Consider the following 13,351-nt stretch of genomic DNA (forward strand, 5'->3'; position numbering starts at 1 on the left):
GGCCCCGCGCCGGCCGCCCAGGAGGGAACCGTCCATGCGTCCTGACGTCACCCTGATCAGCCCCTACCCGCGCCTCGGCACCCGCCACGACGGGGAGAGCGGCGTGGCCTCGTACACCGCCAACCTCGCCCATGCGCTGAGCGACGCCGGCGCCCGCGTCTGCGTCGTCGCGCCCGAGGTGCCCGGCGAGCCCGAGTCCGGGCACGACGGCCCGGTCGAGGTGCGCCGCGCGTTCCGCAGCGGCCACCCCCGCGCCGTGCCGCAGGCCCTCGCCGCCGCCCGCGCCACCGAGCCGCACCACGTGCACCTGCAGCACGAGCTGTTCCTGTACTCCGGCGCGTCCGGCCTGCCCGCCACGATGGCGGCGCTCGCCCGTCACAAGGCGTCCGGCCCGCCGACCACCATCACGATGCACCAGGTGGTGCGTCCGTCGGCGGTGACGTCGGACTACACCGCCATGCACCGGGTCGCCGTGCCGCCGTTCGCCGCCCGGGCCGCGATCGCCGCGGTCCAGCGCGCGCTGCCGCGGCTCGCCGACACCGTGCTCGTCCACGAGCCGTCCTTCCGCGAGGTCGTCCGCGGCGCGGTGGTCGTGCCGCACGGCATCGAGGTGCCGGGCGAGACGTCCGAGACCCCGGCCGACGTCCGTCGCCGGCTCGGTGTGCCGGCCGACGACTTCGTGGCGCTGTGCTTCGGGTTCGTCGCGCCCTACAAGGGCCTGGAGACCGCGCTGGAGGCCGGCGAGCTGGCCGGAGCGCCCGTGCACGTGGTCGTGGCCGGCGGGGCCCACCCGCGGCTCGCCGCCCAGGGCGACGACTACGCCGACCGGCTCAAGCGCCGCTGGGGCGCGACGAGCAGCTTCACCGGCTACGTGCCCGACGACCAGGTCGCCGACTGGTTCCGCGCTGCGGACGTCGCGCTCCAGTGCTACCCCGAGCCGCACGCGTCCAGCGGACCGCTGGCGCTCGCGCTCGCCCACCGCACGCCGGTGCTGCTCTCGCGCCGGCTCGGCGAGGTCGTCGGGGCCAGCCCCGAGCTGACCGTCGCCGACGGCCCGTCCGCCTGGGCCGACCGGCTCCGGACGCTGGCCGCGAGCCCGCAGGCACTGGCCGCCGTCCGGGCCGAGGTCGGGGCGATGGCCGCCGACCGCACGTGGCCCGCCGTCGCCCGCCGCCACCTGGCCGTCTACGAGGGGAGGACCCGATGAGCGCCGTGCTCGTCCTGCAGACCGCCCGCCGCCGCGACGTCGCCGACGACGCCGCGCTGGGCGCGGTCGCCCGCGCGCTGTTCCCGGCGAACGTCGTCGCCGCGACCGCCGACCCCGATCGCACGTCCCGGGCCGTCGACCTGCCGGTCGTCCCGGCCACCTCCGCGTCGCTGCTGCGCCTCATGACCACCGTCGACACGCTCGTCGTGCTCGGCGGCCGGCCGCTCCAGGCCGACGCCGGCACCGAGACGCTGGGGTTGTCGGCCGTCTACTCCGTCGCCACCGCCTACCGGCTCGCCGGCAAGCGCGTCGCCCTCGTGGGCGTGGGCGCGGGCGAGACCACCGGCCGTGGCGGACGACTCGTGCGCCAGACCGTGCTGGGCAGTGCGCTGACGGTGCTCGACTCGGACGCCTCCGCCGCGCACGTCGCGTCGGTCGGTGTCCCGCCGCCGTTCCGGGTCGGTCCCGACCTGGCGTGGCTCGACCTCCAGGCACCTCCGCCGCCGCCCGCCCCGCACGGACCCGTCCGGCTGCCCGTGGGCAGCGACGAGCTGTCCGCCGCCGGGGGAGCCGCCGCCCTCGCGACCCTGCTGCGGCCCGTGCTGGACGCCGTGCGCGCCCAGCGTCCGTCCGCCGGCGACGTGGTCGTGCAGGCCCGCCGCCGGGGCGAGAGCGCCGGCGACGACCTCGACGCCGCCGACGCCGTCGCGGCCGCCCTCACGGCCACCGGCGCTCCCGCCACGGTCGAGCCGGCTGCGACGACGCTCTCGACGCGCCGCGACGAGCTGGGCCGCAGCGGCTTCGCCCTCTGCGGCGACCCGCGCACGATGATGGCCGCCGCCGCGGCGGCCGTCCCGGTGCTGGGCTGGGCCGTCGACGCCCGGGGCCGGGCCGCCGCTCGCGAGCTGGAGATCCCGCTCGTCGGCGCTGCCGACGAGCTGCCCGGCGGCGTCGACCTCGCCGTCGAGACCGCGGCCGGACGGGCCGGCTCGGTGCACTCGGCCGCCCGTCGCCACGTCGCCGCGGCCGGCGACGTCCTGGACCTGCTCACGCTGCTGGTCAGCGAGGGCGACGCCGCCGCCCACCCCGCGGCCCAGGGCGCCTCCACCACGACGTCCGCCCCCGGGGTCGAGGGCCGGCCCGCCCCGAGCGGCCTGCGCCCGCCGGGGGTGACGCGATGACCGCCGTCACCGAGTCCCGCGTCCGCCCGCGCGCCCACGCCCCGGCACCCTCGGGCGTCCGCACCGCGACCCGCCGCCAGTCGGTGGCGCTCCTGGGTCAGCTCGCGGCCGGCGCCGGCAACCTCGTGGTCAGCGTGCTGCTGGCCCGGGTGCTGCTGCCCGGCGAGTACGCCGAGCTGACCGCGTTCCTGGCCGGCTACGTGCTGCTGCACACCGTCGCGTCCAGCGTCACCGCGGCCACCGCGCTCGACCCCGACCTGCACGGACGCCTGCGCGACCGCGCCGCCATGGCCGGCCTCGCCGTCACGGTGGCCGGCGTCCTGGCCACACCGCTGCTGTCGGACGCGCTGGGCCTGTCCCCGGCGTTCGTCCTGCTGCTCGCCTGGTCGGCCCCGTCGGCCACGCTGCTGGCGCTGGCCCGCGGCCGGCTCTACGGCCTCGGCCGCGCCGGCGGCACCGCCGCGGCGCTGGTCACCGAGCCGCTCGTGCGCGGCGCGGTCGGCCTGGCCCTGGCGCCCGTCCTCGGCCCGGTCGGCGCCGCCGCCGGCGTCGTGGCCGCGGGCTACCTCTCGCTGCTCGTCGCCCTGCTCGCCGGACGCGGCGCCGACGCCGCCACGGTGCGGACCGGTCACGCCCGCACGTCCGCCGCGGTGACCGTCGCCTTCCTGCTCGTCGCCGTCATGGCCGCGCAGGACGTGATCGTCGCGAACCGGCTGCTCGCCGGCGACGAGGCCGGCTTCGTGGCCGCCGTCGCCACGATCGGCGGCGCCGCCTACTTCGCCACCGCCACGATCCCCATGGTCCTCCTGCCCAGCGGGGGCGACACGTCCTCGCGCGGGTCGCTGCTCGTGGCGCTGGGCGCGGCCACCGCGGTGTCGCTCGCCCTGGTTGCCGTCGTGGCGCTCGTGCCCGCCTCGCTGTACGCGCAGGTGCTGGGGGAGCGGTACGCCGAGGTCGGCCCGTACGCGACGGGCTACGTCGCCGCGATGGCCGCGCTCGGCGTGGCCAAGGTGCTCGCTGCCCGGCTCTGCATGACCGGACGCAGCCCGGTGGCCGCCGCCCTGGCCGGCCTGGCCGTCGTCGTCCAGCTCGCGCTGCTGCTGCAGGCCGGTGACGTCGCCGACGTCGTCCGCGCCACCGCGGCCGCCTCCGGGCTGTTCCTGGTGACCTGCGCCGCGGCGACCGTGCTGGTCCCGGTCCGCACGCCGGTCGTCGCGCGGTCCGCGACGGACGTCGTGCCGAGCCGCCCGGTCACCGAGCCGGCGGACGAGCCCGAGCAGACGGCCCCGTCCGCGCACCGTCGCCCGCACCGCACGCTCGGCGACCGGCTGCGCGACGGCTGGCCGCTGCTGGTCGCCCTGGTGGTCGGCACCGTCCTGCGGCTCATGGTGACCCGGTCGATCTGGCTGGACGAGGCGATCTCCATCCGCCAGGTCCAGCAGCCGATCGGCACCATGCTCGTGGACCTGCGCGAGAACGACGTCCACCCGCCCGGGTTCAACCTGCTGCTGTGGGCCGTCGTCCAGCTGACCGGCAGCACGTCCGAGCTGGTCGTCCGGCTGCCGAGCCTCACCGCCGGCGTCGCGCTGATCGCCGTCTTCTGGGCCATGGGCCGCGACCTGTGGGACCGCCGCACCGGCGTCGTCGCCGCGCTCGTCGTGGCCGTCGCCCCGGTGGCGGTCTGGTACGCCCAGGAAGCGCGCATGTACTCGCTGTGGATGCTGGCCACGACGGTCGCGCTGTGGATGCAGGTGCGCATCCTGCGCGACGTCCGCGACGGCGGACGCGGCCGGTGGCGCGACTGGACGGTCTTCGTCCTGTCGAGCACCGCGCTGGTCTACCTCCAGTGGTTCGCGGTGCTGCCGGTGCTCGTGCAGCACGCCCTGTTCCTGGCCTGCCTGTTCCGGGCCGACCTGCGCCGCCTCGCGCCGCGCTGGATCGTCTCCGGCCTGGTCTCGCTCGCGCTGTTCGCCCCGCTGGTCCCGTTCCTGCTGGCGCAGGCCCGCAGCGTCATGTCCGCCTCGTCCACGACACCGGGCCAGACCGGCGTCGGCGCGTCCGAGGTCGTGAGCGACAGCCCCGACGTCTACGCCGTGCTCGCGAACACCATCTGGTCGCTGTGGGGCTACCACGCCGACGAGCTCATGGTGCAGGCGAGCGCGCTGTGGCCGGTCCTGCTGCTGCTCTGCCTGGCCGCCCTCGGCCGCGGCCGGTCGATCCCCGTCGGCGTGCTCGTCGCGGCGGCCGTCGTCCCCGTGGTGGTGCTGTTCGGCATCGGGTTCGAGCGCCGCCAGCTCTTCGAGCTGCGGTACTTCACCAGCACCGTGCCCGTGCTGCTCTTGCTCGTCTCGCGCCTGGTCGCGACCTGGGCCCGCGGGCCGGTGAGCCGGCTCGTGCTGCCCGGCGTCGTCGTGGTGTCGCTGCTGGCCGGCCTGGCCGACCAGCAGGTCAACCAGTCCAACCCGCGCACCTACGACTTCCGCGGCGCCGTGTCGTGGGTCGAGCGGACCGCCGAGCCGGGCGACCTCATGCTCTACGCCCCGGCCTTCCTGGAGGACGAGCTCGCGTACTACTCGGCCGGCATCCGGGCCGAGTCCACCGCCAGCCTGGAGCCCGGCACGCCGGGCATGGGCCTGCCCCGGACGCTCGGCGACGACGACTCGATCTTCGTCTTCGCCAGCTTCCTGGACGAGCAGGGCACGTCGGCCCAGGTCGGCCAGACGCTCGCCCAGCTCGAGCAGCAGGGATGGACCCGCGCCGAGACCCACGAGGTGGCCAACGTGACCGTCTGGCAGCTGACCCACGACAAGGAGGTCGCGCAGTGACCCTCGCTCCCGCCCCGACCGCCGCCACGACGGCCGCGGTCCTCCACCCGCCGAACCGGCGCCGCGTGCAGCTGCTCGTCGCGCTCGCCCTGACCGCCTCGGCCTGGTACTTCTCCTGGCTCCTGGTGCCCGGACGCATCGGGAACCCGTGGCTGTACGGCCTGCTGGTCGTCGCCGAGGTGTTCAACGTCGTCCAGGCCCTCGGGTTCTGGTGGACGCTGCTGCACGACCGCCCGAGCCGCCGGGCCGTGCCGCCGGCCCGATGGACGACCGTGGACGTCCTGGTGCCGCGCTACGACGAGCCGGCCTCGGTCGTCGAGCCGGTCGTCGCCGCAGCCACCGCGCTGCGGGGAGCCGACGTCCGCGTGCACCTGCTCGACGACGGCGACGACCCCGCGATGGCGGCCCTCGCCGCCCGCCACGGCGTCCACTACGTGACCCGCGCGGAGCACGCCGGCGCCAAGGCGGGCAACATCAACCACGCGCTGGGCCTGGTCGACGGCGAGCTCGTGCTGGTCCTGGACTGCGACCACGTGCCGCACCCCGAGCTGCTGCGCCGCACCATGGGCCACCTGGCCGACGAGCGCGTCGCGTTCGTCCAGACGCCGCAGTACTACGCCAACGCCGACCGCAACCCGGTCGCCGCGGCCGCCTGGTCGCAGCAGGCGCTGTTCTTCGGCTCCATCGCGCGCGGCAAGGCCGACCTGGGGGCGATGTTCTGCTGCGGCACCAACGTGCTGTTCCGCCGCTCCGCCCTCGACGACGTCGGCGGCTTCCCGCAGGACTCCGTCACCGAGGACTTCGAGCTGTCGCTGCGGCTGCACCAGCGCGGCTGGCGCTCGGAGTACGTCCCGGAGGTGCTCGTCCAGGGCCTGGGCCCCGAGGACATGTCGGCGTACGTCGGCCAGCAGCTGCGCTGGGCGCGCGGCTGCCTGTCGGCGCTAGGCCGCGGCCTGACCGCGCGGCTGCCCTGGCGCACGCGCCTCCAGTACGTGCTGTCGAGCATGTACTTCCTCAGCGGCTGGACCGTCCTGGTCTACGTGTCGCTGCCGATCGTGCGCATCCTCACTGGGGAGCAGGCCGTCGCCGCCGCGAGCGCCGACTCGTTCCTGCTGCACTTCGCGCCCTACTTCGTGCTGTCCATCGCCACGGTGGCGGTCGGCGGCGCCGGCACGTACGCGTTCTCGGCGTTCGCGCTGGCGTCCGCGTCCTGCTGGATCCACGTCGTCGCGTCGCTGCAGGTGCTGACCCGCCGCAAGGGCCGCTTCGTCGTCACCCCCAAGGACGGTGCCGGCCTGTGGCAGCCGCTGTCGGTCTGGCCCGGCCTGCTGCTCTGCCTGGCCCTGCTCGGCACGGCCGGCTGGGGCCTGGCCCAGAGCCGCGACGCCGGCATGCTCAACAACGTCGCGTTCTGCCTGCTGCACGTGCTCGTCATCGGCACCGGCATCTCGTGGGCGCTGCGCCCGAGCTTCCTCGAGCGTCGCGCCGCCACGGTGGCCCCGGGCGAGTCGCGCTGGGGCAGCTCGGACGGGCGTCCGCACGACGAAGACGTCGTCGGCCGCCTGGTGCCCGCGCCGTGAGCCGGGCCCGACGCCTCGTCGGCCCGTTGGTCGCCACGCTGCTCGTCGTGTCGGCGTGCAGCGGCGCGGACGAGGAGGGCGCGTCCTCGCCGAGCGCCACCCGCACCCCGGACGCGGCGTGCGTGGACGCCGCCGACGAGATGGACGAGCCGGGCTCGTTCGAGGACGACCTGAGCCCGGCCTCGCCGGACTCGCCGTTCGACGACGCCGAGCCGTGGGGCCCGCCGGCCGCGCCGGTCGCGGACGACGCCGACGTCGACCGTGACCGGGTGCAGCGGGTGCTCGACCAGCCGCACGGGGTGTGGCTCACCGATCCGGCGCAGCCCGCGGCGCAGGTGCGTCAGGACGTCGCCCGCACCGTCCGCGCGGCGGCCGACGACCGCGGGGTCGCGACGCTGGTCGTCTACGGCGTCCCGCTGCGCGACTGCGGCGGGGAGTCCGGCGGCGGCGCCGAGTCCGGCGAGCAGTACGCCGCCTGGACGCAGGCGGTGGCCGACGGCCTGCGTGACGGGCGCCCCGAGGACGGTCCGGGTGTCGCCGTCGTGCTCGAGCCCGACGCCCTCGCCTTCCTCGGCCGGCTGCCCGCCGACCGCCGGCGCGAGCGGCTCGAGCTGCTGCGCGCGGCGACGTCCGCCCTGTCCCGGGTGCCCTCGACCGCGGTGTACCTCGACGCCGGCCACAGCGACTGGGTGGAGCCCGACGTCATGGCCGAGCGGCTGGCCGACGCGGGGGTCGCGGCCGCCCGCGGGTTCTCGGTGAACGTCTCCGGCTTCGGCCGCACCGACGACGAGGTCGCCTACGGCCGCGCGATCAGCCCGACCGTCGGCTGGAAGCCGTTCGTCGTCGACACCGCACGCAACGGCAACGGTCCGCAGGACACCTGGTGCAACCCCGAGGGCGCCGCGCTGGGGGAGCGGCCGACGTCCGCTCCGCGCGAGCTCGTCGACGCGTTCCTCTGGGTGAAGCCGCCGGGCGAGTCCGACGGCAGCTGCGGGGAGGGCCAGCCGCCGGCCGGCGAGCCGTTCCCCGAGCAGGCCGACCGCCTGGCCGAGGCGGCCGGGTGGTGACCCGGGTGCCGGTGCGCGACCGCACCTGGGCGCGGTTCCGCACCGCCCGCGCCGCCGGGCCGCTGCACGTGCCGGACGCCGCGACGGTGCGCGACCGGCTGCGTGACCTCGCCCGTCGCGCACCCGGCCACCCGCTGCTGTGCCGCCTGGACGGTCACCGCCTCGTGCCGGCCACCGACCTCGAGACGCACCTGCAGGACCTCGTGGTCGAGGTGCCGGAGGACGTCGACGCCGACGCCCTCGCCGAGCGCCTCGTCGCCGCCCCGCGCGAGGAGCTCCCGCTGCGGCTCGTGCTCGCGCCCCGCGCGGCCGGCATGGACGTCGCGCACGTCCTCGCCGACGGGGCCACGGCGAACGCCTGGTTCCGCTGGCTGCTCGGCGACGACGTCCCGCCGCCCGATGCGCCGTCCGCGCGCACCCCGCTGCTGCGGGCCGGGCTCGCGCTCGCCCGCCACCCCCGTCGCGCGGTGCGCGCGGTCCGCGGCGCCCTGCCGCTCTCGCCGCCGGACGACCGCCCGCACGGGTCCGCCGACCTCGGCACGGTGCGGCTCGTCTCCGCGCGCGTCCCCACGACGGCGCTCGAGGGGCTGCGGGCCTGGCGCGACGAGCACGCGCCGGGCACGTCGACCGCGTCGGTGCTCATGGCCCGCACCGCGCAGGCGCTCGCCGAGCACCTGCCGGTGGGTCCGGGCGTGCGCGTGATGATGGACTGCCGCCGTCACCTGCCCGGCGACCGGCCGGTCTCGGGCAACTTCGCCACCGGGCCCTACCTCGAGGTCGACGCCACCGACCCGATCGCGCTGGGCACCGCGGTGGCCCGGGCCGCGTCCGACGGCACCCCGTTGGTGCTGCTGGGGGCGCTCACCGCCCGCAACCTGCTCACCGGCCCCGGCCGGGCCCCGGCCACCGCCGGCTCGCCGCCTCGGGCGGACGTGACGCTGAGCCACCAGGGGCGGCTCGACCTGCGGGGGCTGCCGTGGCGCAGCACGGACGAGGTCGCGTTCGTCGTGGCGGGGCGTCCCGCCGGCCCCGAGGCCGTCACGGTGTGCTTCGTGCCGACTCCGGCCGGCGTCCACGTCACCGCCACCGCGGGCGACGGTGTGCTCGACGTGGACGCGCTGCGGGCGGCGGTGGCGTCGCTCAGCGACGCGGGTGCAGCAGGCCCGCCTGGCCCATCACGTCGGTGACGGTCACCTCGAGCACGACCCGCTGCGGGTTCTCCCGCGGGGGCCGGTAGCGCTCGGCGTACCGCGCCTCGGCGTCGGCGACCGACTCCGGGTCGTCCAGCACGCGCGCCGGGCCGCCCAGCGTCAGCCAGCGGGCGCGGTCGACCTGGCAGACCGTGGCGTGGCCGGCCCGGGCGACGTTGAGCGCCTTCTGGCTCGTGCCACTCGTGATGACGCGCACGACGCCGTCGGCGTAGGTGAACCCCACCGGGACGACGTGCGGACGCCCGTCCTGGCGCAGCGTCGTCAACGTCGCGAGGTGGTACTCGGTCAGGAACGCGTGCGCGTCGTCGGTCAGTCGTTCGATGCCGCGGGTCACGTCGATCGCTCGCTCAGGCCGTCGGGGGAGCGGCGAAGAGGACCCGCCGCGTGTCGGCCAGCGACGGCGTCAGGCGGACGAGGCGGGCGGTGCTCGACTCGTCGATCTCGGCGACCTGCTCACGCGACTTGATGAAGTCCGAGAACGAGCGGTAGCCGAGCGCCTTCTCGCTGAACGACGGGTCCATGCGCTTCATCTGCGTCTTGACCTGCGAGGCGTGCAGCCACTCCGCGTCGTCCTTCTCGTGCCCGAGGCGCAGGGCGCGCTCGAGCAGTCGGGTCGCGGTCTCCTGGGTCTCGCCCTCGTCGGACGTGTCGTCGGCCACCGCGGGCGACGTCTCGTCCTGGACGGCCGGGTTGGCGCCCTTGGCGCTGCGGCTGCGCGGCTCGCGGGTCTCGGGCTCGGCCGCCTCCTCCGGCGGGGTGACGCCCGGCAGGGCGTCGTACGTGACCAGCTCGTCGCACGCCGCGGCCAGCGACTTGCTGGTGGAGCCGGCGACACCGACGCCGACCACGTAGCGGCCCAGGCGCTTGCAGCGCTGCGCGAGCGCGATGTAGTCCGAGTCGCCGGCGACGATCACGACGTGGGTGAGGTCGGGCAGGCGGAACATGTCCTCGACCGCGTCGACGGCCAGGCGGATGTCGGCGCCGTTCTTGCCGTACGCGGCGGCCGGGAACAGCTGCACGAGGTCGACGGCGCGGCTGACCAGCTGGTGGCGGTAGTCAGCGTTGACCGGCGCGGACCAGTCGGCGTACGCCCGCGTCAGCACGAGGGTGCCGAAGGACGAGGCGAAGTCGATGATCGCGCCCACGTCGACGGTCGCGCGGCGCAGCTTGTCGGCGACGGCCGGGTCGGCCTCGCGGGCGCCGGCGTCGAAGCCCTTGTTCTTGTCGCGCGACCACTGATGACGTCCGTGGACCTGGTCGTAGCGCGAGATGACGATGTTGTCGAAGTCGATGTAGACGGCGACGCGGGTGTCTCCCGGCTCGGTCATGTAGAGATGCTCCTCGGTCGTGGAACCTCCAGTCTGGCGCACCCGGAGCCCGGGCACACCACCGGCGTCCGCCCCGGTCGGGTGCGGACGCCGGTGGTGGTGCCGTGACGGCGCGGGCGCGTCAGGCGGGCGTGCGCGGGCCGGTGATCGCCGGCTCGTCCGCCCGGGTCATCAGCGCGTACCCGGCGACCAGGATGCCCACGACGACGTGCGGCACCCATACGAACCAGTCCTCGTCGGCGAAGCCGAAGAACCACGGGGTCAGGGCCAGGAACACGCCGGTGACCATGTCCAGGATCAGGTGGACGCTCATCGGCACCAGCTTCACCGGGCTGGCCGGGCTGGTGGTGATGAGTTCGTTGAGCACGATGAACACGCCGACGCCGACGGCCGACCAGGTGGCCGCGTCGCTCTCGTCGGCGAAGGTCAGCAACCAGGGGGCGACGATCAGGACGACGCCGACCACCAGCCCGATGATCGTGTGGGTCCTGCTGTCGATGACGCGCACGGTGCTTCCTCTCGTCGGATGGATCAGTGACCCGCGGGTACCCGGGTCGCTCGTCGCGAAACGCGGCCGGTCAGCCGATGGGCTCCGCGGCCGCGAGCTCGGCGGGAAACTCTGATCTAAGGGGACGGCGGACCTAGAGTCCTGTCATGCCGTTGGGGTCGCTAAGTAACGAACAGGGCTTCGCGCTTATCGCCGAGTGCACCTCCACTCGCAACCTTCTGGGCTACGGCTCCTACGTGGTGAGAGACGCGCCGTTCTGGGATACGACAAGAGATCCCGTGCTCACGATGCTTTCGATTGGAATGGAGAAGCTCCACAAGTTGGCGTTGGGGCTGATCGTCCTCGACGACGAGGGGTCGTGGCCGGCAAAGGCTGCGATGAAGGATTGGGGCCATGGGATTGCCGCGATGCACCACCGTCTGCTCCCTGAGCTTGTCCGACGGGCTGGTGACGCTTCACCGTTTGTCCGGGCGAAGGTTGGCGCCATCGCAAGCAACGTCGTCGTGCCTCCCTTGATTCGAGTACTTGATCTCTACGGGCGTTCAGGACGCTTCTTCTATCTCGACTCACTTGCCCGAAGTCCGCAGGTCTTCGATCCCGCACATGCCTGGGGGGACGTTGAGAATGCAGCGCGTGATGATCCGCATGTGAGCAACTTGATGGGAAACGCGCTGGAACGTCCCGCCGATCAGTCCGCCTGGGATTCCCTGCGGTCAGCTCAGAACGAACGGATAGCTTCGGCGATTGAAGTCATCTGGGAGGCGATCAGTTCCGCGAGCGCCAATGGAGTGCTGGGCGAAGTCGGGCGAATGGTGGCTTCGGAACTCGCCCCAACTTCTGTCGGCCGGCAACGGTCCTCCTGAGGCCGGTCAGCCGATGGGCTCGGCGGCCGCGAGCTCGGCGGCCCGCCGGGCGCCCTGAGTCCAGGGCTCGCCGTGCCCGGGCAGCACGACGTCCGCCTCGGTAGCGGCGATGGCGGCGAGCGACTCGCGGGCCTGGCCGGGACGTCGGGTGCCGGGCCGGGCGACGACCCGCGGGCCCCGTCGTCCGGTGTACGGGTCGAGCGTGACCAGCGCGTCGCCGGTGAGCACGGCGGACGCCGCGACGTGGTGCAGCGCGACGTGGCCGTCGGTGTGGCCGGGCGTCGGCAGCACGTGCAGCTCCGGCATCACCGCGAGCGGTCCCTCCGGCAGCGCCTCGACGTGCCCGACGCCGGGCACCTTGAGCGCTCCGTTCGCGATCATCTGCGCCTGGTAGGGCCAGCCGCCCGGGTGGGTGGCGATGAACGCCAGCCGGTTCACGCCGGGCCGGTAGCGGTACGGGTGCTCGGTGATGCGCACGTCGCCCAGCGCGGCGAGCACGGGGACGTCGTGCTCGCGCTGGACGTTGCCCAGGTCGCCGAGGTGGTCGAAGTGGCCGTGGGTGAGCACCACGGCGTCCACGTCGCGCCAGCCGGCGCCCAGCGACCGCAGCGCGGCCTCGATCCGTGGCCGGCTGCGCGGCAGGCAGGCGTCGACGAGCACGAGGGTGTCGCCGCGCTGCACGAGGTAGCAGCAGGTGGCCGCATGGGCGATGCGGTGGATGCCGGGCAGGATCTCCTGCGCGCTCACGCGGCCTCCCGGACGACGACCTCGCTGCGGAGCCGGTCGAGCAGGGCGGCGAGCCGGCGTGACACCCACATCGGGTTGTGGCCCAGCTGGCGGGCGATCTCGCGCTGGTTGAGGTCCTCGAAGAAGCGCATCCGCAGCAGCGTCCGGTCGTCGTCGTCGAGCTCGCGGCACAGGTGGGTGACCGACACCCACTCGTCGACCCGGTCGAACCGGTCGTCCACGCTCCCGAGCACCGGCTCGCCCTCGGACGCGTCCAGGGAGTCCGGGTGGAAGCACCCGCGCGCCTGGAGGGCCTCCAGGACGTCCGCGACGGGCTGGCCGAGGCGAGCGGCGAGCTCCGTGGCCCGGCCGGTGCCGGCGTCGTCCCACGCCCGCGCGTCGGTGGCCGCGATCGTGGCCTGCAGGGTCTGGATGCGCCGCGGCGGACGCACGGTCCAGCCCAGGTCACGGAAGTGCTTCTTCAGCTCGCCCAGCACGGTCGCGGTCGCGAACGAGGCGAAGTCGCCCCGCGTCTCGTCGTAGCGCCGGGCCGCGGTCACCAGCGCCAGCGACGCGACCTGGAACAGGTCCTCCTCGTCGACGCCGCGGCCGCGGTAGCGGCGGGCGAGGGCGGCGGCGAGCCGGAGGTGCCGGCCGACGACGTCGTTCTCGGCCGCCTGCCGCTCGACCGACCCGGCGCGCTCGACGCCGAGCAGCTCGTGGACGTCGTGCTGGCTGGTGCGGTCAGACGTGAGCCGACGGGTCATCGGGGCTCCCTGGTGGGCGGAGTGGGTGTCCTCCCATCGGACGTCGGCATCGCGGGACGTGCATCCCGGGTTCCTCATCGTGGGACCG

At 75.0% G+C, this 13,351-nt stretch carries 12 protein-coding genes; 7 read left to right on the top strand and 5 right to left on the bottom strand.

Annotated elements, in window-relative coordinates; genetic code table 11:
- Positions 1-34 precede the first annotated feature (34 nt).
- From E0W78_RS15525 to E0W78_RS15550, 6 genes are read left to right on the top strand one after another with little or no spacing between them, the layout of a single operon-like run.
- Positions 35-1,207, top strand: coding sequence for a glycosyltransferase (locus E0W78_RS15525; RefSeq protein ID WP_131404845.1), 1,173 nt, complete (start codon positions 35-37; stop codon positions 1,205-1,207).
- Positions 1,204-2,388, top strand: a complete 1,185-nt coding sequence (locus tag E0W78_RS15530) for a hypothetical protein (protein WP_131404846.1) — start codon at positions 1,204-1,206, stop codon at positions 2,386-2,388. Before E0W78_RS15525 ends, E0W78_RS15530 begins: the two co-directional genes overlap by 4 nt.
- Positions 2,385-5,213 carry a glycosyltransferase family 39 protein gene (locus E0W78_RS15535; RefSeq protein ID WP_131404847.1) on the top strand — a complete coding sequence of 943 codons (2,829 nt, stop codon included), beginning with the start codon at positions 2,385-2,387 and terminating at the stop codon, positions 5,211-5,213. Before E0W78_RS15530 ends, E0W78_RS15535 begins: the two co-directional genes overlap by 4 nt.
- Positions 5,210-6,793 (top strand): cellulose synthase catalytic subunit, encoded by a 1,584-nt coding sequence (locus E0W78_RS15540; protein ID WP_165570537.1) that lies wholly within the window; start codon positions 5,210-5,212, stop codon positions 6,791-6,793. Before E0W78_RS15535 ends, E0W78_RS15540 begins: the two co-directional genes overlap by 4 nt.
- The gene (locus tag E0W78_RS15545) at positions 6,790-7,860 is read left to right on the top strand and encodes a glycoside hydrolase family 6 protein (protein WP_131404849.1); all 1,071 of its coding nucleotides are present in this window, start codon (positions 6,790-6,792) and stop codon (positions 7,858-7,860) included. Before E0W78_RS15540 ends, E0W78_RS15545 begins: the two co-directional genes overlap by 4 nt.
- The gene (locus E0W78_RS15550; protein WP_131404850.1) at positions 7,854-9,047 is read left to right on the top strand and encodes a hypothetical protein; all 1,194 of its coding nucleotides are present in this window, start codon (positions 7,854-7,856) and stop codon (positions 9,045-9,047) included. The genes E0W78_RS15545 and E0W78_RS15550 overlap by 7 nt, the downstream gene beginning before the upstream one ends.
- On the opposite strand, the gene E0W78_RS15555 is transcribed toward E0W78_RS15550, so the two are convergent.
- The 3 genes from E0W78_RS15555 to E0W78_RS15565 all read right to left on the bottom strand — a co-directional run bounded on the left by E0W78_RS15555 (position 9,001) and on the right by E0W78_RS15565 (position 10,907).
- Complete coding sequence (locus tag E0W78_RS15555; RefSeq protein WP_131404851.1) at positions 9,001-9,405, bottom strand: PPOX class F420-dependent oxidoreductase; 405 nt, start codon at positions 9,403-9,405, stop codon at positions 9,001-9,003. The genes E0W78_RS15550 and E0W78_RS15555 overlap by 47 nt on opposite strands.
- 13 nt (positions 9,406-9,418) lie before the next feature.
- A complete protein-coding gene (locus E0W78_RS15560) occupies positions 9,419-10,399 on the bottom strand; it encodes an NYN domain-containing protein (RefSeq protein ID WP_131404852.1) in 981 nt (326 codons plus the stop codon).
- Positions 10,400-10,520: 121 nt separating this feature from the next.
- Positions 10,521-10,907: an SPW repeat protein gene (locus E0W78_RS15565; protein WP_131404853.1), complete on the bottom strand. Its 387-nt coding sequence runs from the start codon at positions 10,905-10,907 to the stop codon at positions 10,521-10,523.
- Between the two features lie 146 nt (positions 10,908-11,053).
- Between E0W78_RS15565 and E0W78_RS15570 the strand changes: the two genes are divergently transcribed.
- Entirely contained in the window at positions 11,054-11,770 is a 717-nt protein-coding gene (locus E0W78_RS15570; RefSeq protein WP_131404854.1) for a hypothetical protein, read from the top strand.
- Positions 11,771-11,776: 6 nt separating this feature from the next.
- Here the strand turns inward: E0W78_RS15570 and E0W78_RS15575 are convergent, their stop codons facing one another.
- Together E0W78_RS15575 and E0W78_RS15580 are read right to left on the bottom strand one after the other, a co-directional pair.
- Positions 11,777-12,517, bottom strand: coding sequence for an MBL fold metallo-hydrolase (locus E0W78_RS15575; protein ID WP_131404855.1), 741 nt, complete (start codon positions 12,515-12,517; stop codon positions 11,777-11,779).
- Positions 12,514-13,263: a sigma-70 family RNA polymerase sigma factor gene (locus E0W78_RS15580; protein ID WP_165570538.1), complete on the bottom strand. Its 750-nt coding sequence runs from the start codon at positions 13,261-13,263 to the stop codon at positions 12,514-12,516. Before E0W78_RS15580 ends, E0W78_RS15575 begins: the two co-directional genes overlap by 4 nt.
- Positions 13,264-13,351 lie beyond the last annotated feature (88 nt).

The organism is Aeromicrobium sp. IC_218, assembly GCF_004336805.1.
Taxonomy (GTDB): domain Bacteria; phylum Actinomycetota; class Actinomycetes; order Propionibacteriales; family Nocardioidaceae; genus Aeromicrobium.